The organism is Enterococcus sp. R12 (assembly GCF_058135755.1).
Genome location: NZ_CM176874.1, coordinates 1,170,755 through 1,190,238 on the forward strand (window position 1 = coordinate 1,170,755; position 19,484 = coordinate 1,190,238).

A 19,484-nucleotide genomic window follows, 5' to 3' on the forward strand; every position below is an offset into this window, starting at 1 on the left:
TATAAAGCGTTTTAGTCGAGATGAAAGGGTTTCTTGGTCATCATAAAAAAGAGTGAATTCGTGAATTTATGGAAATAGAAGAATTATTGATTCTTTGATTTGTTTGGTATTAATCATGAAGGGAGAAAGCGAAGAGGCTTTGATTCGCCTCTCTTCTGTTATTGAAAAAACGTACGTCACTGAGGTGCCGAGGAATAATCTCTTTTATTAAGAATAAATCAAATGCTTTGCGCTCAAAATATAGAAAGAAATTGATGGCATCCGTGTTTGTGGGCACCAACTTTTACTCAATAAATAAAGATAGAATCTTAGTTTTCAAGAGTCATTGCCAAGAAACTGCGGTGTTTCTTAAAAAAATCAAGAGAACTGTCTTGCAAAACAAATCCTTTCTAGTATAATAAAAATAAGTTAGGTCTACCTAAAAAATAAATAAACTATCCTTAACTATGGAAATGGAGTGAAAATAATGATTACTTTTTCAGAAATATCCGCAGCCTATGATGGCGATCATCAAGTGATCTCGGATTTGTCGTTTCAAGTAGAAAAACCGTCGATCGTAGGGATCATTGGTCCAAATGGGGCAGGGAAGTCGACGCTGATCAAAGCGGCGTTGAAATTGATCACTTCCAGTGGGAACATGAGTGTCGACAAAAAAGCGTTAAAAGACTTTCAAAAGGAAATTGCCTATGTCGAACAAAAGACCGCGGTTGATTACACGTTTCCGATCACAGTCAAAGAAGTCGTATCTTTAGGCTTGTATCCTAAGATGCGCATGTTCCAAAGGATGTCGGCAAACGATTGGCAGAAAGTGACAGCCGCTCTGGCAGCGGTAGAAATGGAATCCTTTGCGGAACGTCAGATTGGGGAATTGTCCGGCGGGCAGTTTCAGCGGGTCTTGATTGCTCGAACGTTGGTGCAAGATGCCAACTATATTTTCCTCGATGAGCCCTTTGTAGGGATCGATGCCACCAGTGAAGCGATCATCGTCGGCCTGTTGCGTAACTTGCGAGATGCTGGCAAGACGATTTTTATCGTTCACCATGATCTGGGGAAAATCACCGAATACTTTGATTACTTGGTTCTGCTCAATCAAACCCTGATCGCTGCGGGACCAGTCAGTGAAGTCTTTACCGAAAGCAATTTGAAGCAAACATTTGGCGATGCGATCATCGTGAAAGGAGGCGTTTAACATGTTGACAAGCTTTTTTACGAGTTTAAGTAACTATCATTTCTTGCAAAATGCCTTGATCACGGCAGTCGCGATCGGGATTGTGGCAGGGGTGATCGGTTGTTTTATTATCTTACGAGGGATGTCCTTGATGGGGGATGCAATCTCTCATGCGGTCTTACCAGGGGTAGCCTTGTCTTATATCTTCGGCGTTCATTTTTTTGTCGGGGCGATCTTCTTTGGGATCTTGGCTTCCATGATCATTACCTATATCGCCAATAACAGCCTGATCAAAAGCGATACGGCGATCGGTATCACCTTTAGTTCGTTTCTAGCTTTAGGGGTTATCTTGATTGGAGTAGCAAATAGTTCGACTGATTTGTTTCACATTTTGTTTGGGAATGTGCTAGCGGTGCAAGACAGCGACAAATGGCTGACGATCGCTATCGCTATCCTTGTGCTGGCAGTGATCATCCTCTTCTTCCGTCCACTGTTGATCACGTCTTTTGATCCGATGATGGCAAAGGCCTTTGGGATGAAAGTGCAAGCCTATCACTATTTATTGATGTTCTTGTTGACTTTGGTTTCAGTGACAGCGATGCAAAGCGTCGGAACGATCTTGATCGTGGCTCTGTTAGTCACTCCAGCAGCAACGGCTTATCTTTATACAAAACAATTGAAGCATATGATGGTCATCGCAGGGGTTTTAGGTGGTTTCGCCTCATTTATCGGCTTGTTTATCGGGTACAGTTTTAATATTGCCGCAGGATCAAGTATCGTTTTGACCGCAGGAGCCTTTTTCGTGATCGGTTTCTTGTTCTCACCAAAACAAAAGACCAGTCCAGTCAAACGCTGGTCAGCGACGGCGGTTTTAGCAACGGCAGCTGTAGCTGGTGGCTTCTTTTTGGCACAGCAAAACGGACAGATGGCCCAAACAGAAGGGAAACTTTCAGTAGTAGCGACCAATTCGATCATTGCTGATATTACGGAAAACATTGCCGGTGATCGAATCGATCTTCACAGTATCGTACCAGTGGGGCGTGATCCCCATGAATATGAACCTTTAGTGGAAGATGTTCGAAAAGCGACCGATGCCGATCTTATCCTTTACAACGGCTTGAATCTAGAAACTGGCGGCAATGGCTGGTTTACCAAATTGATGAACAATGCCAATAAGGTAGAAAATGAAGATTATTTTGCCGTCAGTGATGGCGTGGATGTGCTTTATCTTTCTGATGATGAAGACCACAGCAAAGCCGATCCTCATGCATGGTTAAATCTAGAAAACGGTATGATCTATGCCCGCAACATTGCTCAACGCTTGAGCGAAAAGGATCCTGACAATCGCTCTTTCTATGAAGAAAACCTTGAACGCTACTTGGCTTCATTAGAAGAACTGGATCAGCAAGCGAAGGAAAACTTCCAATCGATTCCCGAAGAGAAGAAATTGATCGTCACCAGTGAGGGAGCCTTCAAATACTTCTCCAAAGCCTACGGTGTACCGTCTGCCTATATCTGGGAAATCAATACCGAAGAAGAAGGAACCCCTGCGCAAATCAAGAACTTAGTGGATCAGCTGCAAAATTCAGCCGTCGCTTCCTTATTTGTCGAAAGCAGCGTCAATACTCGTCCGATGCAAAGTGTTTCTCGTGATGCAGGTATTCCGATATTCGGAACCGTCTTTACCGATTCGATTGCAGAGCCGGGAGAAGAAGGCGACAGCTACTATAACATGATGAAATGGAATCTCGATACGATTTATCAAGGCTTGAATCAATAATGCAAAAAACATCCTTAGCTCGTTCTGGCTAAGGATGTTTTTTCGTCGTATTTTTGTGCTGGAGAAAAGCAAAGAGATAAAATCCGCAGCCCATCAAAGCAGCAAGAAAAGCGATGACAGGAAAGTACAACCCTTGACCGTATACATAGGCTGTATAAGCGAAGAAGGCGGTCAAAAACCCAAGCGTTCCCGAGATGAGCATTTTTTGGTTCCTCCTAATTGTTGAAAAGTGTTTATTTAGTATATTTTAACACGGTAGGCGCAAAAAGAAAATCAGCGAATCGAACGTTTGCTGAAACGAGTCGCTGATTTTTTCCCAATTGCACCGATAAACAGTTAAGAAACGTTCAATTGCTGTTGCGGTTCTAAATGGTAATAAAGGATCTCAGGTGGGACACCGAGTCGGGCGGGAATCTTGGTCATACCAACCCCGCTGGAAACACTTAATAAGGTCTCATTACCTAAAAGGTAGAGCCCATCGGTATATTTCAACGCGCCCTTTGTTTTCGCATAATAAAAAGGCAAGCGAATCTGCCCGCCATGGCTATGGCCAGAAAGAATCAAGTCGTAGTTTGGCAGATTGGTGATCCGAGAAACATAATCGGGTTCATGGAGCAAAAGCAGCTGCCATTCTGCTAAGGTTGCTTCATAGGTAAAACTGACTTTCGGACTTTCTATATCGATACCGACAATATTCATCGACGTCTTGTCATCAGAACCAAAAACCGACTCATTATCAAGTAAGGTAAACCCTGCATGCTGGTATATTTCCTTAACAAAGTAATGCCCGTCATTCAAATGGTCATGGTTCCCCATAACTGCGATCTTACCCAGAGGCGCTTGCAATTTTTTCAGCTTTTCGATCAGTCGCTTGGTTGAACGATGCGGCCATTTTTTATAATTATCGATCAGATCCCCCGTGATGATGATCAGATCCGGCTTGTTTTGGATCGTTGATCGAATGATGCGATTCATTCGCCGTGGTTTGTACCAACGAGAAAAATGAAGGTCGCTGATATGGGCGATCACGAGATTGCTTTCTGCTTGATAAAGATCGTAAGCCTTTGAAATATCTAAGACGGTGCGCTTGTCTTTTTTTATGAGGTAGTGCCGTTGTTTGAGAAGATGCGGTTCAATAATAAAGGAGTAAACTAGCAAGCCCGTAAGGAGGAATGCAATAAGAATGAGGGTGTACATGGCGTGGCTCCTTTTTTGATTTGCTAGTTTCTAGCATAGTAGATTCTTACAAAAAAAGCAATCATGCGAAAGCAAAAATAACAAAAATATCCATCGTATTTCGTTTGTTTCTTCCATGAAAAAAAGATACAAAAGGGGCGGTAATAGCCGACTTTTGTATCCTAGATCGTAATTATTTGATTTTCACCAAACGTTTGAAGCGTGCTTTGTGTTTGACGGGGATCAAAGCCATGACACAATCATAAGGGACGGAGATGATCGCCCATGCGAGACTTTTACTTGAAGCAAAGGGATAGTTTTGCTTTAAGACAAAATGGCCACTGATCAAGGCAAAACCGATACTGCCGACCCACAGCCATTGCGGGTCCCAATTCGTAAAGTGTTGGAGGGCTGTGATGACAAACGGATAGCCGTAAAAGTACAATGCAGTCAAAACGAAAGTGACATTTTTGGTTAATTGACGCAGGGTCAGTAAGAAAAATAAGCCAGAAAGAACGATACCCAATGGCGGGAACAGACTAACTAAGAAGGAATACACGATGCCCCATACGATCATGCCAGGTCCTTTGACGAGAGCGGCTAAGACAAAGACAAAAAGTAGGAATAAGAGCTGTTGCGAAAAACTTGCTGCTGTCAAAAGTCCGAAGAAACCAACCAATAACCAGTGAGAAAAAGTCGCTGTTTGATTCTTTTGTGGTGTCTGTTGCTGCAATTTTAGCCAGGTAGCAAAATTCGGGAAATCATGCTGGAAATTTCGCTGAAAATCGCTGTTGAATGCTTGATGGGCATTTTGCTGCCGATAGTAATGATATTGATGTTTTAACGTGCCTTTCGTTGCTGCTTTTTGTCCAGAAAAAAAGCGGCCGGGATCAATTTTTGATCGTTCCATATTTCCACCTCCATACGATTTCGTTACCCTCAGTATAGAGAAAATCAGCTTCGGCGTCCTCCAACTTTGGGCGGATTTTTTTTGCTTGCTGAAAGTTTTCTTAAACTGATGAAAAAAGCGAAGAGGATTCGTTTCTTAAACCGTCAAAATATGCTAGAGTATAGAAGGACTAAGGAGGAGATTTCATGATTTTTGATTCTCATACACATTTGAATGCAGAACAGTTTAACGAAGACATTCCCGAAACGGTCGCCCGTGCGCAAGAACTAGGAGTAACGGAGATGGCGGTCGTCGGTTTCGATCAGCCAACGATTGAAAAATCGTTAGCATTAAGCAAAGAATATCCTGGCATTTACAGTATTATCGGTTGGCATCCAACCGAAGCTGGTTCTTATACCCCACAAGTGGAAACCTATTTGCAAGAGCGCTTGGAACAACCAAAAGTCGTTGCCCTAGGTGAAATCGGTTTAGACTATCACTGGATGGAAGATCCGAAGGAAGTTCAAGAAAAGGTCTTTCGTCGGCAAATGGCGATCGCCCGTGAACATCAGCTGCCTATCAGTATTCATACCCGTGAAGCCTTAGAAGATACCTATGCGATTTTAAAGGATGAAAAAGTCCAAACGATCGGCGGCATCATGCACAGCTTTAGTGGGGACGGCGAATGGGCGAAAAAGTTCTTGGACCTAGGAATGTATATTTCCTTTAGTGGTGTCGTGACCTTCAAAAAGGCGACGGAGGTACAAGAAGCTGCGCAAGTCGTGCCACAAGATCGGCTGCTCGTTGAGACTGACGCGCCGTATTTAGCCCCTGTTCCTTATCGTGGCAAGCGCAATGAACCGGGCTATACTCATTATGTAGTGGATAAAATCGCGGAGCTGCGGCAAGAAGCGGTGGCTGATGTTGCGGCCTACACGACAAAAAATGCCCATCGCTTGTTTAGGATCAATGACTAATAAACCGAAAATCGAAGAAATCATTGTCGTCGAAGGCAAAGACGACACCCGCCGATTGCAAGAAGTGTTCGATGTAGATACCATCGAGACGATCGGTTCGGCGATCGATGACACGATCCTTGATCAAATCGAGCACGCCCAAGAGACACGAGGGGTTATCGTGTTTACCGATCCCGATTTTTCGGGAGAAAAGATCCGCAAAATCATTATGGAAGTCGTTCCTGATGCCAAGCATGCCTTTTTACCGCGCAGCCAGGCAGCACCGAAAAGCAAGGGCAGTTTAGGCGTGGAACACGCCAGCCATGAAGCGTTGAAAGAAGCCTTGCGAAAAGTCGTAACCCCGATTGCTTCAAATGAAGTCAGTGAAGGGACCATTGATCGGCAACAGTTGTTAGCGTATGGCTTGATCGCAGGGGCTGGAGCGAAAGAGAAACGAGAGCGGTTGGGGGATCTTTTACGCATCGGCTATACGAACGGCAAACAATTAGAGAAGCGGCTGGCAATGTTTCGTATCACCGATGCAGAGTTGGCAGAAGCAATGAAAATAGTGGAGGAAGAATTGTGAAGGAAGAACGGGATATAGCAACCCCCTCAAGAACCAAAGAGATTTTAGCGAAACATGGCTTTACCTTTAAAAAAAGTTTAGGGCAAAACTTCTTAACAGAACCGAATATTTTACGGAAAATCGTAGAAACTGCAGGCATCGACGAGACGACAAACGTCATTGAGGTTGGTCCTGGAATCGGTGCGCTGACCGAACAGTTGGCAAAACATGCCAAGCAAGTGTTGGCGTTTGAAATTGATGATCGGTTGATCCCAGTGTTAGCCGACACAATGCAGCCGTATCAAAATGTGAAAATCATTCATCAAGATGTCTTGCAAGCAGATCTGGCAACGACCATTCAGTCAGCATTCAGCGATACGGCTGCTTCATTAAAAGTTGTCGCAAATTTGCCCTACTACATCACTACGCCAATTATGATGCACTTTTTAGAGTCTCAGGTAAAAGTAGATGAAATGGTCGTGATGATGCAAAAAGAAGTGGCAGATCGAATCTCAGCAGTTCCCGGGACTAAAGCCTATGGCTCGTTGTCGATCGCTGTGCAATACTACATGGAAGCAAAACTGGCATTCATCGTCCCGAAAACCGTTTTTGTGCCCCAACCGAATGTTGATTCGGCTATTTTGAAATTGACGCGTCGATCACAACCAGCAGTCGCAGTCACCGATGAAAAAGAGTTTTTCAAATTAACGAAAGCAGCCTTTCAGCTGCGTCGTAAAACCCTTTGGAACAATTTGCAAAATAGCTATGGAAAAGATGAAACAACCAAACAGTGGTTGGCAGACAGCTTAGAAGCAAGTGGGATCGATCCGAAACGACGTGGAGAAACGCTGTCGTTAGCGGAATTTGCCAAATTAAGCAATGAAATGCAAGCGCGTAAAGGATAACTTCAATAAAAACGGATGTTGAATAAACATTCGTTTTTTTGTGTCTTGACACCTCGTGGAAATACCAGTAGAATAAGCAAGACAGAACTGTCATGACACATTGAAGGAGAGAGTATAAATGAAAAATCATTCCATCCGCCATTTAACGATCGCTGCATTGTTGATCGGCATGGGGATCGTCATTCCCATGGTAATGCCCAAAATCGTCATCGGACCAGCATCTTTTACCTTAGCTAGCCATGTGCCCGTCTTTGTGGCGATGTTCTTTTCACCTGCGATGGCGATCGCGGTAGCTTTAGGAACGACCTTTGGCTTTTTCTTAACACTGCCACCAATCATTGCTTTACGGGCATTGTCCCATGTTGTTTTTGCCGTCATCGGTGCCTTTTATTTACAGAAGCACCCAGATATTTTACTAAAAAATGGCAAACCCTCTTTATTGAATATCAAATTTCAGAGCTTTAACTTGATTATCGGACTGATCCATTCTGCCGTAGAAATGGCAGTCGTTGCCGCCTTTTACTTCACAGGAAATGTACCAGGGACCGCATTCGATGGTAATTTCTACTATTTCTTGTTCGTTTTGATGGGGATCGGCGGTTTGATCCATAGCTTGATCGATTTCAATTTGGCTTATTTTGTTGCAGGTGCCTTAAGCAAACAATTTGATATTCGTTCGTTTTCGAAAGCAAAAGGACGCTTTATTCAGAAACAGAAGAAAGCGGCATAAGCGCCAGTTTGAATAGACCCGCTGCCTAAACGGGTCTATTTTTTTGTGTTTAGATTAAGAAAATACTCCTTCTTAAAAAGTTTATTATAGTGAAATAATAAACAGAAATAAGTTATAATATACAAGAGGAGGAAGTAGATGAAGAAGAAAAAGTTAAAACGGTTACTTTTAGGTATGTTCGTCTTGATGCTCTTCTTTCTGCTGATTTTTTATGACAGTAAGAACGGGCAGTCCCCCTTTGAAAAGATAGAGGATGAATTGACACTAGCACTTTCGGATGAAGAACAAACACCAGAGCCTGAATACAGTGAGGTTATTCAATTGGATGTTCCGTTAGAAAATCAATTCGATGAAGTAGCGTTAGGGAATGGCTGTGAGGTAACGGCTTTATCGATGCTCTTGAATTTTTACGGATTTGATACCAATAAAAATCAATTGGCGGAAGAATTAGCGTATGTCCCGCTTTATGAGGATTATTATCACCATGGAGATCCGCGAGAAGGCTTTGTTGGAAACATCTATGGCGGTGATAGCGCGATGGGGGTTGACGTAGAACCGATCACCGATGTCGCCGAAAGGATTGTAAAAGAGCAATACGAAGTTGTTAGTGGACGAGACAAAAGCTTTGATGAGATCGTCAAAGTACTACAATCTGGGAAACCAGTTTGGATGATTGCGACATTAGAATTACAAGTACCTACCGATGCGGATTTCTTTCAATGGAATACCCAAAATGGCGAAATCCTTGTGACGGCATTGATCCATTCGGTGGTGATCACAGGCATCGATGGTGATACGATGTATGTCAACGACCCTTATGGACATAAGGATCGTGAAGTCAGCAAAGAAGACTTAGCAGCGATCTATGAAAAAATGGGTCAGCAATACTTATATTTAGAAGAAATCTAAGAAAAACCCCTAACTTGCCGTTGACAGTAAATGAAAAAACAATTATAATTTTTTAAAATTAAACAAAGAAATCGATAACGTTGAAGAGAAGAGTAGCAGATCAACAAAGGTACAGAGACTCCGGTTGGTGAAAAAGGAGACATGCGGTGATCAGTGAAGATGAGCTCTGAGTTTTTTTGTTGGTTCACGCCAGCAAAACGGCATGCGCCCGTTACAGCGCCAAGTATCATAGTGTACTGTTGAGGTGTTATTTGTGAGAATAACACGAATTAGGGTGGTAACGCGCATCAAGTCGTCCCTTTTATCCGTAAGGATAAAAGGGCGGCTTTTTTTGTTTCTCACAGCCGAAACTATTCGCCTTCTTTTCAACAAGAAATTTATCTGTAAGGAGTTGAAGCAATGCCGATCATTATTCCCAAAGAACTACCCGCTGCAGCGGTCCTGCAAAAAGAAAATGTCTTTGCCTTACTGCAGCATAAAGCGGTGAAACAAGAGATTCGTCCCTTGAAGATCGCGATCGTCAATTTGATGCCGAAAAAGATCGCCACAGAAAATCAATTGCTGCGCCTGCTTTCCCAAAGTCCGCTGCAAATTGAAGTAACTTTACTGAAAATGAAGTACCACGAAAGTAAAAACACGTCTGTCGATCACATGGAAAAGTTCTATCAAGAATTCTCAGTGATCCGGTCCCAACGATTCGACGGCTTGATCATCACTGGTGCCCCTGTTGAAAAAATGGCCTTTGAAGCCATTGATTATTGGCAAGAACTGCAAGAGATCATGGATTGGAGCCAGACGAATTGCACTTCAGTCCTGCATATTTGTTGGGGGGCACAAGCTGGACTTTATTACCATTATGGTATCGACAAAGTTTTGTACCCAAGCAAGTTGTTTGGCGTCTTCGAACAAGCAGTCACGCATTTTCATCCGCTCGTTCGCGGTTTTGACGACGTCTTTTATACGCCCCATTCGCGCTATACTGGCATCGATGAAGGCCAGCTCGCCCAAGCGCCTTTAGAAATCTTGGCAGCGGGTGTTGAAACAGGGCCTTCCATCTTCGTATCAGAAGATCATAAAAATGCCTTCTTGCTAGGACATTTTGAATACCACACAACGACCTTGAATGAAGAGTACTTGCGAGACATGGAACGGGGTTTAGCTACCGCATTGCCCAAAAATTACTTTGCCTATGACCGTTTAGGCGGTAAAATTACCAACCGTTGGCGGGGACATGCCTCTTTGTTTTTCAGCAATTGGATCAATGAAACCTATTTGCGAACGCCGTATGACCTGTCCGTCACGCCGACGAAAGAAGGTTACCGAATTGGCAGTGAGCCAGAAGGTCGGGTGAGTATCAATGACGATTGAGCATTTTCTCTCCCACTATGCTAGACAGCGAAAAGGCACTGATTCTTTAAAATGGGATCTTGTGGATCAACGGTTCCAAGGAGAAAAGCTTTTGCCTTTATGGGTAGCTGATATGGATTTTGCTGCGCCAAAGGCAGTGGAAGAAGCCTTGCAGCAACTGGTTGTTCAAGGAACCTTTGGCTATGCGATTCCCCCCTCAGGCTATTTTTTAGCCTATCAAGCTTGGCAAGATCGCCACTGGGGGACGAAATTCGAAGAAAAATGGCTCTCGTTTTCCACAGGGGTCGTCCAATCTTTGGTTGATTTGCTTCATTGTTTCACAGAACCAGACGATGGCATCTTGAACCAGCCGCCCGTCTATTATCCCTTTTTTGACAGCATCAAAGAGACGAAAAGGCGCTTGATAGAAGCACCCTTACAAAAGGTGGGGAATTCTTATCAAATCGATTTTGCTGCTTTTGAAGGCAAAATCATTGAAGAAAAAGTGAAACTATTTATTCTCTGCTCCCCCCACAATCCATTAGGGCGGGTCTGGCAAGAGAAAGAACTGCATCAGTTATTGGCCATTTGCCAAAAACATGAGGTTGTCGTGATCGCCGACGAGATCCATTGTGAGCTGATACTCGGTGAGCAGCAATTTGTTTCAGCCGTGACAGTGGCACAGGGGGTCGGCTTTGAGAAGCTGATCGTTCTGGATTCGCCCTCAAAAACCTTCAACTTAGCAGGATTATTGCTCTCTCATGTTTGGATTCCTGATTTAGAGATGCGCAGAGCCTATGAGGAGTGGTGCCGACAATACAAGCAGACGGAAGTTAATCGTTTGGGATTGGTGGCTGCGAAAGCCGCGTATGAATCGGGGGATCAATGGCTAGATGACCTGCTTTTGGTGATTGCTGCCAATGAACAAATGGTCCGCCAGCAACTGCAAGAAGCATTTCCCAAAATTGAGCTCCTGCCATTAGAAGGAACCTATCTTCTCTGGGTCGATCTGCGGCAAGTCATTGCCAAAGAACGAACCAAGCACGTGATCCAAGATACTGCCGGTCTGGCAGTCGACTATGGGGAATGGTTTTCACAAGACGGTCAGGGCTTGATTCGTCTGAATCTTGCGACAACACCGACGATCATTCAAGAAGCCCTTGATCGCATGATCGAGGCAATCAAAAAGGAGGAACGACATGACGATTGATACAGCAACTTTTCTGGCACAATTAGGCAATCATTCGGATCAGCAAACTGGGGCGATCAGCCCACCGATCTATCTTTCCACGACCTTTGCTCATCCCGAGTTAGGGCAAAGTACAGGCTATGATTATACCCGTACCAAAAACCCGACCCGTGATATCTTAGAAGCAGGTCTTGCTGAATTAGAAAAAGGAGCTCGGGCAGTAGTGACCAGCTCTGGCATGAGTGCGATCGCTTTGATTTTTGACTTATTTACCAGCGGGAGTCGCTTTTTGGTTTCTCGTGATTTGTATGGCGGTAGCTTTCGCTACTTTGCGGAATTGGAAAAAAGCCAACGGGCATTCTTCGATACCTTCAGCACTGTAACAGAATTAAGTGAAAAACTAACTGACGAGGTAACGGCTGTCTTTTTAGAGACCCCAACGAATCCTTTGATGACCGTGACGGATATTGCTGAAACCGCCAAGCTTGCTCACGACCATGGGGCGCTACTGATCGTAGATAATACCTTTTTGACGCCATTACGACAGCTGCCCTTAGAAGAAGGCGCGGATCTAGTGATCCATTCAGGCACCAAGTTCTTATCAGGTCACAATGATATTTTGGCTGGCGTCGTCATCGCCAAAGATGCGCAAGTAGGGGAGCGCTTGAATTATTTAGCCAATACTTCAGGCCCGACCTTGAGCAGCTTTGATACGTGGTTATTTATCCGAAGTTTAAAGACGCTGCCGTTGCGCTTTGAACGACAGGAAGCCAACGCCAAGGAAGTTGGCCGCTTTTTACGAGCCCATCCGGCGGTCAAAGAGGTGCTGTACCCAAATGCAGGGGCGATGATCAGTATTCGGGTGCTTGATGAAACCAAAATCAGCGGCTTCTTAGCGGCATTAAAGGTCTTTACCTTTGCGGAAAGCCTGGGTGGTGTGGAAAGTCTCATCACGTATCCAACGACACAGACCCACGCAGATATTCCTCAAGAGGTACGAGAATCTTATGGATTGACGCCGGATCTTTTACGGATCTCCATTGGGATCGAAAGTAGTAAAGATTTGATCGATGACTTAGAAAATGCACTGAAGATATTCAAATAACCCAACCACAGATCAGCTAGTGAAAAACTTACTTTTGTAGAGTAATTTTATTGACAGTTTTAGTTGTATAGGATAAAGTTACACTACATATGAATAGTGAGTCCGATGTTTTCGGTTGACGGCAACAGGGATTAACCATTTCTCCTTTGAAAAAGTAGGTTGTTTTGAGAAACAGAGGGGAAATTGGTCTAGTTGGACCATTCGACAAGGAAATAGGACGATTGATCTGAGGAGGGAACAAAAGGGGAAAAAAGGGATGAAAAGAAATGTAGTAAATGTGTTGACGACAGGAGTGATTGGGCTGTTTGCCTTGTTTAGCTTGGCTGCTTGTGGCACCAACCAAGCGGATGAAGAAACGACCGTCGTCAAATTAGGTGTCGTTGGCGAACAAAATGAAGCCTGGGAACATGTGCAGGAAGAATTGAAGGAAAACGAAAATATCGACTTGCAACTGGTGAAGTTTACCGATTATCGCCAACCAATCGTCGCACTAGAGGATGGGTCGATCGATCTTCACGCAGCATTGACGGAAATTTTTATGGATAATGTCAACGAAGAAAGTGGTTATTCCAACACGACGATTGCGTATACGACATTAAACCCACTTGGTATTTATTCCGATAAAATCACTGATGTCAGCGAATTGGCAGATGGTGCCACGGTGGCTTTACCCAATGATGTGTCAAATGAAAGCCGCGCACTATTACTCTTACAAACGGCCGGTTTGATCACTTTGGATGAATCAAAAGGGTTACTGCCAACAACCAGTGATGTCACTGAGAATCCCAAAGCCTTGAAATTTGAGCTGCTTGATTCCAATCAAACGGCTCGGGCAATGACCGATGTCGACATCTCTTTGATCAACAACGGCATGGCAGTCGATGCTGGCTTGGTTCCTACAGAAGATGCGATTTTCTTAGAACCTGTGGCTGACTCCTCTACGCCCTATTATAATGTCATTGCTGCGCGAGCAGACGAAGCAGAAAATGATGTGTACCAAACGGTCGTAGCGTATTATCAGACCGATGAAGTAAAAGCAATTATTGACGAAGTTACCAAGAAATCAAGTATCCCTGTTTGGGAATAAAAAGCAAAAAATCTACTATAATTATATAGGAACAGGAAGTAGGATGGAAAAATGATCAATTGGAAAAAAGGTTTAGCAAGTGTTGCCGTCGTCGGACTAGGATTCGTTCTAGCAGCCTGCGGTGGATCAAATACAGAGGAAACGGCAACCAGTAGTGCAGCTGGTACTGGCGATGATGCAACATTCACTTATGCCATCAGCGGTGACCCATCGTCCACCAACCCGATCAACACCAGTGATCGCTGGGGCTTGACAGTGACAAACATGATCTATTCTCCACTCGTTACAGTGGAAGCAGATGGAACAACACAAAATGCGTTAGCAGAATCAGTGGAACCGGCGGAAGACGGCCTTTCATTGACCGTGCATTTGAAACAAGATGTCAAATGGTCAGATGGCGAAGATTTTACTGCCGATGACGTTGTTTTCACGTATGAACAAAAAGTCAAAAAAGAAAACGGCAATGCCGATTCGCTTTGGGTCGACGACCAGCCGATCGCGATCGAAAAAGTGGATGAATACACCGTGAAATTTGTGTTGCCAACACCGAGTGCAGCAGCAATCAGCAATATCGCAACCGAAACATACATCATTCCAGAGCACATCTTTAAAGATGTTAGCGACTTTTCGGTCAGTGAACTGCCTGAAAAACCAGTTGGTACGGGTCCATATCAATTGAAAGAATACAAACGTGGTGAGTACTTTACTTTTGAAGCCAATGAAAACTATTATGGCGGCAAGCCTTCGATTCAAAACGTGACCTTGCGGATCATTGAAAGTACTGATACGGCCAAAGTTGCTTTGCAAAAAGGGGAAGTTGACGCAGCCGTTGTTTTGCCTTCAGATATTGAAGACTTAGATGATACGCAAATTTCTGTTTATCCCTATACAGAAAACCGCATCGGATACTTAGGCTTAAATACTCATTCAGATGCATTACAAGATGTGAAGGTTCGTCAAGCAGTCTTGTATGCTTTGAACAAAGATGAATTAAATCAAGCAGCGTATTTAGATGAAGACTATTATGCAACACCGTATTCATTCTTACCACCCAACAATCCATACGTTACCGAAGATGTCGAGAAATATGAAACAAATGCTGAAAAAGCAAAAGAGCTTTTACAAGAAGCAGGTGTCACTGATTTGTCATTGAACTTGGCGTTCAACTCAACTGACCCAGCTCAAACGATCCAAGCTACGTTGATCCAACAACAATTGCAACAAGCAGGCATTACAGTTACCCTTGAAGGGGGCGATGGTACTGCGATCTTCACTGAGTTGAAAAAACCTGATTCAACGAAATACAACCTGTTCCTTGGCGGGTATATCATGGGGAATGACCCTGACTTATACGGCAGTTTATTCGAAACTGGCGGCAGTGCCAACTACTTCCAAAGCAATAGCGAAACCATTGACAATTTGTTTGCGCAAGCAGCAGTTGAATTGGACACAGACAAGCGTGAAGCATTGTACGATGATCTGCAAAAAGCCATTGCTGACGAAGCGATTATTTACCCAATCGTTGACAACAAGAAAATCTTAGCGGTCAATAACCGAATTGGTAATGTAGAAGATGCAGGCTTGATCCCAATCTATACATTCGAAGATATGTCTAAATTGACAATCAAGTAAATCCATTGGCTGTGATAAAGAGGAATCTTTTTTATCACAGCTTTTTTCTATGAAAAAGAAAGAAGGTCAATTATGTTTCGATATATTGCAAAACGAGTATTGCAAGCAATCCCTTTGCTATTTGTGATCTCTTTTATCGTATTTTCACTAATACATATCGCCCCGTATGATGTGATCGATTCCATCACGACACCGAATATGTCACAAGAGCAAATCGATCTGTTGCGGCAGCGCTATGGCTTGGATCAACCCTTTTTGGTTCAATATTTTCTTTGGATCAGAAATGTTCTTACTGGTAATCTTGGCTTTTCGTTGGTTTCTCAAAGCAGCATTTCACAGGAACTTGCCACTCGGATCCCGAATACGATGCGGCTAGTGATCCCTGCTTATTTGACCGCTTTATTGCTGGCGATCATTTTAGGTCTGTTAGCCGCTGCCAACAAAGGAAAGATTTGGGATCGGATCATTGACGCTGTGGCATCTCTAGGGATCGCCGTGCCGACCTTCTGGTTTGCGATGATCTTGATTTATGTATTTGGTTACTTATTGAATATGTTCCCAATCATTGGCATGTATACAGTCGGCAAAGAAGGGGATTTTGGCGATTTTCTGCAGCACTTTATTTTGCCTTATATCACATTGACTGTCGCCTTCTTCCCAGATTTGACAAGGTATATTCGGGCATCAGCGACTCAGCAAGTATCAGAAGACTACGTGATGGTGCAACGGGCATTCCACGCCAGCAAATGGCAGATCTTCAGTCGTCACATTAGTCGCAATATTTTGATTCCCGTTGTCACCCAAATCGGCTTGGCGTTACCGATGTTAGTTACCGGTGCGATCATTACAGAAACGATCTACGGCTGGCCGGGCGTCGGACCTTACTTGATGAGTGCAACGAAAAGCCTCGATTATCCTGTGATTATGGCGATCATGCTGCTGTCAGCAACACTGGTCATCTTAGGGAATTTGTTAGCGGATGTATTATATTCTGTGGTTGATCCACGTATCCGTAAAGGAGGGAGCAAGTAATGAAACGTTTCAAAAAAATCAGTGAAGTCATGCTTGCTTCGCCCATCTATACTTTTTCTGTCGTTTTCTTGACGTTATTGATCGTGCTATCGCTCGTTGCGCCTTTGATCCCGATCGATCCCAATGCAACGGATGTCAGCAACATGTCACAGCCACCGAGCTGGGCTCATTTGTTTGGGACTGATGAAGTGGGGCGGGATTACTTTATTCGGGTCGTCTACGGCGGTCGGGTGTCCTTGTTTGTAGGTGTGTTGGCAATGATCACTGCGACGTTTATCGGGACCCTTGTCGGTCTTGTTTCTGGCTACTTTGGCGGATGGATCGATAACTTGCTGATGCGGCTCGTCGATGTGTTGTCATCAATTCCTTGGCTGGTGTTAGTGATCGTTTTGAGCGTCTTTTTACGTCCTGGACTAACCACGATCATTATTGTGATCGGCGGGTTTTCATGGATGAACATCGCTCGTTTGATTCGTGGTGAAACGTTAGCGGCGAAAGAACGGGAGTATGTTGCTTACGGGAAATTTATCGGTCGTTCTTCATTCAGTATTATCGTGAAGCATGTTTTCCCAGCAGTACTGCCAACCTTGATCGTTGCGGCATCCGCAAGTATTTCTGGGGCGATCATGACCGAATCAGCATTGAGCTTCCTCGGATTAGGCATTCAGCAGCCGATGGCTTCGTGGGGCAGTCTGTTGCAAAATGCGCAAAACAGCTTGCAGCGGGCACCATACATGGCGATCCTTCCAGGGCTCTTTGTTATTTTCACCATCTATTCCTTCAACAACATCGGCGACATGATCAAACATGTCTTGCAAAGAGAGGTGTGACCGATGAAGACAGAATTGTTAGCGATCGAAGCGTTGAATGTGACGTTTCACAGCAAAACCGGTCCGAAACCGTTAGTCAAAAAGCTGGATCTAGTGATTCCAAAAGGCAAAGTGGTTGGGATCGTCGGCGAATCTGGTAGTGGCAAAAGTATGACCATGAAAAGTGTCATGGATCTTTTGCCTGATAAGGTGACCGATCACTATGCCAGTTATACATTTGAAGGAGCAGCAGTGACCGATCGTCGAACATTACCGATCGCCATGATTTTTCAAGACCCGATGACTTCGTTGAATCCTTTGCGTACGATTGGCTATCATTTGATCGAAGTGATTCGCCGCTCACAAAACGTATCGAAAAAAGCAGCTCAAGAAATCGCCGTCAAAGAGTTAGAAAAAGTCGGCATACCTTTTCCAGCACAACGTATGAAACAATATCCCCACGAGCTATCAGGAGGGATGCGTCAGCGGGTGATGATCGCCATGGCTTTATTGGCGCAACCGAAATTACTGATCGCAGATGAACCGACGACGGCTTTAGATGTGACGATCCAAGCACAGATTTTGGCATTGATCAAAAACCTGCAAAGAGAGAACCAGCTTTCCGTCGTCCTTGTGACCCATGACTTTGGGGTCGTTGCAGGAATGTGCGACTTTATTAAAGTGATGTATCAAGGTCGAGTCGTGGAAGAAGGCACCACGGAAGAGATCTTTTATCAACCTGCGCATCCTTATACGAAACAATTATTGCAAGCGGCACATTTAGGCGACAAGCATGCCGAATTAAAAGTCTTTGACTATCATGAGACATTGGCAGATGAGTTGCAAGAAACGCAGTTATCTAAGACCCATCGCGTTTGGCGCAATCAGGAGGTGACAGAATAATGGAAGAACTGATTCGCGTAGAACATGCGACGAAAACCTTTCGCAGCAAAAACTGGCGCGGCACTGTCAGTGAAGTCCGAGCGGTCGAAGATGTCAGCCTAACGATCCATCGGGGCGAGACATTGGGGCTAGTAGGGGAATCTGGGAGTGGGAAAACCACTTTAGGACGCAGTATTTTAAATTTAGAGACCTTAACAAGCGGGGAGATTTTCTTTGAAGGCAAAGAGCTAACAGCATTGACGGCAGAAGATCGCAAAGCAGCGTATCAGCAAATGCAGATCATTTTCCAAGATCCGTATTCATCATTGAATCCACGCATGACGGCACTTGAACTGGTGATGGAGCCGTTGTATCATGAAACGAAAGATGCTGCCCGAGCGAAAGCCAAAGAAATCTTAGCGATCGTCGGGATCACGGGTGATGATGTCCATAAACTGCCCCGCAGTTTCAGCGGCGGACAACGGCAACGGATCGGCATCGCTCGTGCGGTGGTCAATCGCCCGGCGTTCGTCTTGTGTGATGAACCGACTTCGGCATTAGATGTCTCCATTCAGGCTCAGATCATCCAATTGCTGCTGCGTCTGCAAAAAGAGTTTTCGTTGTCTTATTTGTTCATTTCCCATGACTTGTCCGTGATTCGTCATATCAGTGACCGAACAGCCGTCATGTATCAAGGGAAATTAGTTGAATTGGCACCCACCGACCGTTTGTTTGACAATCCGCTGCATCCTTACACGAAGAAATTATTAGCAGCAGCGCCGATCGCTGATCCTGTGTTAGCAAGAGGTGCGATGGAACAAACGGAAATTCAAAGCACGATTACTTTGACACCATTGTATGAATGGGTCGAAGTTGAACCAGATCATTTTGTGAGGAGAGAAAAACGATGACAGTAGAAACATTGACGATCCATCAAGGAAGCGACAAATTTGAAATGACGACCCCAACTGGCAATTGGGTATTAGCACGGGAAAAAGGCTATTCGCCAGTCCAAATGCTGGTGAGTGCGGTCGCTGCTTGCGGCGGCTATGTATACGCATCCGTCCTAGAAAATTCAAAAATCACAGCAGAAATCGAAAAGATCGAAGTCAGCTATGACCGGGACGACAACAAAAAAGCCCAACCAGTCAGTGCCATCCACATTCAGTTTTATGCGAAAATCGCTGAAGCCGACCATGACAAAGCGATCCGTTGCCTAAAACTCGTTTCACCAAATTGCCCAGTGATCCAATCATTAGATCCAGCGATCGAAGTGACGGAAACGGTGACGTTTATTTAATCGAAAAAGACTTTGTGTGCCTG

The 19,484-nt window shown here is 44.3% G+C and carries 20 protein-coding genes; 17 read left to right on the plus strand and 3 right to left on the minus strand.

The features are described 5' to 3' along the window. The first annotated feature begins 466 nt into the window (after positions 1-466). Positions 467-1,189, plus strand: a complete 723-nt coding sequence (locus ACTW1R_RS05430; protein ID WP_375826238.1) for a metal ABC transporter ATP-binding protein — start codon at positions 467-469, stop codon at positions 1,187-1,189. Position 1,190: 1 nt separating this feature from the next. Next, positions 1,191-2,948, plus strand: a complete 1,758-nt coding sequence (locus ACTW1R_RS05435) for a metal ABC transporter permease subunit (RefSeq protein WP_005225531.1) — start codon at positions 1,191-1,193, stop codon at positions 2,946-2,948. Positions 2,949-2,976: 28 nt separating this feature from the next. Here the strand turns inward: ACTW1R_RS05435 and ACTW1R_RS05440 are convergent, their stop codons facing one another. The 3 genes from ACTW1R_RS05440 to ACTW1R_RS05450 form a co-directional block, all read right to left on the minus strand. Then, complete coding sequence (locus ACTW1R_RS05440; protein ID WP_375826239.1) at positions 2,977-3,150, minus strand: hypothetical protein; 174 nt, start codon at positions 3,148-3,150, stop codon at positions 2,977-2,979. 134 nt (positions 3,151-3,284) lie between these two features. Beyond that, positions 3,285-4,145: a metallophosphoesterase gene (locus tag ACTW1R_RS05445; protein WP_015509322.1), complete on the minus strand. Its 861-nt coding sequence runs from the start codon at positions 4,143-4,145 to the stop codon at positions 3,285-3,287. Between the two features lie 172 nt (positions 4,146-4,317). Then, positions 4,318-5,034 carry a hypothetical protein gene (locus ACTW1R_RS05450; RefSeq protein ID WP_015509323.1) on the minus strand — a complete coding sequence of 239 codons (717 nt, stop codon included), beginning with the start codon at positions 5,032-5,034 and terminating at the stop codon, positions 4,318-4,320. A 185-nt stretch (positions 5,035-5,219) separates the two neighbouring features. Between ACTW1R_RS05450 and ACTW1R_RS05455 the strand changes: the two genes are divergently transcribed. From ACTW1R_RS05455 to ACTW1R_RS05525, 15 genes are all read left to right on the plus strand, one after another. After that, a complete protein-coding gene (locus ACTW1R_RS05455; protein ID WP_005225534.1) occupies positions 5,220-5,990 on the plus strand; it encodes a TatD family hydrolase in 771 nt (256 codons plus the stop codon). After that, positions 5,983-6,555: a ribonuclease M5 gene (gene rnmV, locus ACTW1R_RS05460; RefSeq protein WP_118214878.1), complete on the plus strand. Its 573-nt coding sequence runs from the start codon at positions 5,983-5,985 to the stop codon at positions 6,553-6,555. The genes ACTW1R_RS05455 and rnmV overlap by 8 nt, the downstream gene beginning before the upstream one ends. Beyond that, entirely contained in the window at positions 6,552-7,439 is an 888-nt protein-coding gene (gene rsmA, locus ACTW1R_RS05465; RefSeq protein ID WP_005225536.1) for a 16S rRNA (adenine(1518)-N(6)/adenine(1519)-N(6))-dimethyltransferase RsmA, read from the plus strand. Before rnmV ends, rsmA begins: the two co-directional genes overlap by 4 nt. Before the next feature lie 118 nt (positions 7,440-7,557). Further along, positions 7,558-8,169, plus strand: coding sequence for a hypothetical protein (locus ACTW1R_RS05470; RefSeq protein WP_005225537.1), 612 nt, complete (start codon positions 7,558-7,560; stop codon positions 8,167-8,169). 138 nt (positions 8,170-8,307) lie between these two features. Then, positions 8,308-9,078 (plus strand): C39 family peptidase, encoded by a 771-nt coding sequence (locus ACTW1R_RS05475; RefSeq protein ID WP_015509325.1) that lies wholly within the window; start codon positions 8,308-8,310, stop codon positions 9,076-9,078. 399 nt (positions 9,079-9,477) lie between these two features. After that, entirely contained in the window at positions 9,478-10,446 is a 969-nt protein-coding gene (locus ACTW1R_RS05480; protein ID WP_489927491.1) for a homoserine O-succinyltransferase, read from the plus strand. After that, positions 10,436-11,635, plus strand: a complete 1,200-nt coding sequence (locus ACTW1R_RS05485; protein ID WP_489927492.1) for a MalY/PatB family protein — start codon at positions 10,436-10,438, stop codon at positions 11,633-11,635. Before ACTW1R_RS05480 ends, ACTW1R_RS05485 begins: the two co-directional genes overlap by 11 nt. After that, positions 11,625-12,719 carry an aminotransferase class I/II-fold pyridoxal phosphate-dependent enzyme gene (locus ACTW1R_RS05490; RefSeq protein WP_016608218.1) on the plus strand — a complete coding sequence of 365 codons (1,095 nt, stop codon included), beginning with the start codon at positions 11,625-11,627 and terminating at the stop codon, positions 12,717-12,719. The genes ACTW1R_RS05485 and ACTW1R_RS05490 overlap by 11 nt, the downstream gene beginning before the upstream one ends. Before the next feature lie 256 nt (positions 12,720-12,975). Further along, entirely contained in the window at positions 12,976-13,806 is an 831-nt protein-coding gene (locus tag ACTW1R_RS05495; RefSeq protein ID WP_015509329.1) for a MetQ/NlpA family ABC transporter substrate-binding protein, read from the plus strand. A 51-nt stretch (positions 13,807-13,857) separates the two neighbouring features. Next, entirely contained in the window at positions 13,858-15,438 is a 1,581-nt protein-coding gene (locus tag ACTW1R_RS05500) for an ABC transporter substrate-binding protein (protein ID WP_060791840.1), read from the plus strand. Positions 15,439-15,510: 72 nt separating this feature from the next. Continuing rightward, on the plus strand, positions 15,511-16,470 hold the full coding sequence (locus tag ACTW1R_RS05505) for an ABC transporter permease (protein ID WP_002307597.1): 960 nt from the start codon (positions 15,511-15,513) through the stop codon (positions 16,468-16,470). Further along, positions 16,470-17,300 carry an ABC transporter permease gene (locus ACTW1R_RS05510; RefSeq protein WP_010747808.1) on the plus strand — a complete coding sequence of 277 codons (831 nt, stop codon included), beginning with the start codon at positions 16,470-16,472 and terminating at the stop codon, positions 17,298-17,300. The genes ACTW1R_RS05505 and ACTW1R_RS05510 overlap by 1 nt, the downstream gene beginning before the upstream one ends. A 3-nt stretch (positions 17,301-17,303) precedes the next feature. Continuing rightward, positions 17,304-18,182, plus strand: coding sequence for an ABC transporter ATP-binding protein (locus ACTW1R_RS05515; RefSeq protein ID WP_060791841.1), 879 nt, complete (start codon positions 17,304-17,306; stop codon positions 18,180-18,182). After that, positions 18,182-19,072 (plus strand): ATP-binding cassette domain-containing protein, encoded by an 891-nt coding sequence (locus ACTW1R_RS05520; RefSeq protein WP_002316738.1) that lies wholly within the window; start codon positions 18,182-18,184, stop codon positions 19,070-19,072. The genes ACTW1R_RS05515 and ACTW1R_RS05520 overlap by 1 nt, the downstream gene beginning before the upstream one ends. Next, on the plus strand, positions 19,069-19,461 hold the full coding sequence (locus tag ACTW1R_RS05525) for an OsmC family protein (RefSeq protein WP_074932129.1): 393 nt from the start codon (positions 19,069-19,071) through the stop codon (positions 19,459-19,461). The genes ACTW1R_RS05520 and ACTW1R_RS05525 overlap by 4 nt, the downstream gene beginning before the upstream one ends. The last annotated feature ends 23 nt before the right edge of the window (positions 19,462-19,484 follow it).

Excerpts from the sequence above, each read along its gene's own strand:
- ACTW1R_RS05490 (WP_016608218.1), top strand. The coding sequence starts at position 11,625 with ATGACGATTGATACAGCAACTTTTCTGGCACAATTAGGCAATCATTCG.
- ACTW1R_RS05450 (WP_015509323.1), bottom strand. The coding sequence starts at position 5,034 with ATGGAACGATCAAAAATTGATCCCGGCCGCTTTTTTTCTGGACAAAAA.
- ACTW1R_RS05520 (WP_002316738.1), top strand. The coding sequence starts at position 18,182 with ATGGAAGAACTGATTCGCGTAGAACATGCGACGAAAACCTTTCGCAGC.
- ACTW1R_RS05470 (WP_005225537.1), top strand. The coding sequence starts at position 7,558 with ATGAAAAATCATTCCATCCGCCATTTAACGATCGCTGCATTGTTGATC.
- ACTW1R_RS05505 (WP_002307597.1), top strand. The coding sequence starts at position 15,511 with ATGTTTCGATATATTGCAAAACGAGTATTGCAAGCAATCCCTTTGCTA.
- ACTW1R_RS05525 (WP_074932129.1), top strand. The coding sequence starts at position 19,069 with ATGACAGTAGAAACATTGACGATCCATCAAGGAAGCGACAAATTTGAA.
- rnmV (WP_118214878.1), top strand. The coding sequence starts at position 5,983 with ATGACTAATAAACCGAAAATCGAAGAAATCATTGTCGTCGAAGGCAAA.
- ACTW1R_RS05510 (WP_010747808.1), top strand. The coding sequence starts at position 16,470 with ATGAAACGTTTCAAAAAAATCAGTGAAGTCATGCTTGCTTCGCCCATC.
- ACTW1R_RS05445 (WP_015509322.1), bottom strand. The coding sequence starts at position 4,145 with ATGTACACCCTCATTCTTATTGCATTCCTCCTTACGGGCTTGCTAGTT.
- ACTW1R_RS05485 (WP_489927492.1), top strand. The coding sequence starts at position 10,436 with ATGACGATTGAGCATTTTCTCTCCCACTATGCTAGACAGCGAAAAGGC.
- ACTW1R_RS05440 (WP_375826239.1), bottom strand. The coding sequence starts at position 3,150 with ATGCTCATCTCGGGAACGCTTGGGTTTTTGACCGCCTTCTTCGCTTAT.
- ACTW1R_RS05495 (WP_015509329.1), top strand. The coding sequence starts at position 12,976 with ATGAAAAGAAATGTAGTAAATGTGTTGACGACAGGAGTGATTGGGCTG.
- ACTW1R_RS05515 (WP_060791841.1), top strand. The coding sequence starts at position 17,304 with ATGAAGACAGAATTGTTAGCGATCGAAGCGTTGAATGTGACGTTTCAC.
- ACTW1R_RS05500 (WP_060791840.1), top strand. The coding sequence starts at position 13,858 with ATGATCAATTGGAAAAAAGGTTTAGCAAGTGTTGCCGTCGTCGGACTA.
- ACTW1R_RS05480 (WP_489927491.1), top strand. The coding sequence starts at position 9,478 with ATGCCGATCATTATTCCCAAAGAACTACCCGCTGCAGCGGTCCTGCAA.
- ACTW1R_RS05435 (WP_005225531.1), top strand. The coding sequence starts at position 1,191 with ATGTTGACAAGCTTTTTTACGAGTTTAAGTAACTATCATTTCTTGCAA.
- ACTW1R_RS05475 (WP_015509325.1), top strand. The coding sequence starts at position 8,308 with ATGAAGAAGAAAAAGTTAAAACGGTTACTTTTAGGTATGTTCGTCTTG.
- ACTW1R_RS05430 (WP_375826238.1), top strand. The coding sequence starts at position 467 with ATGATTACTTTTTCAGAAATATCCGCAGCCTATGATGGCGATCATCAA.
- ACTW1R_RS05455 (WP_005225534.1), top strand. The coding sequence starts at position 5,220 with ATGATTTTTGATTCTCATACACATTTGAATGCAGAACAGTTTAACGAA.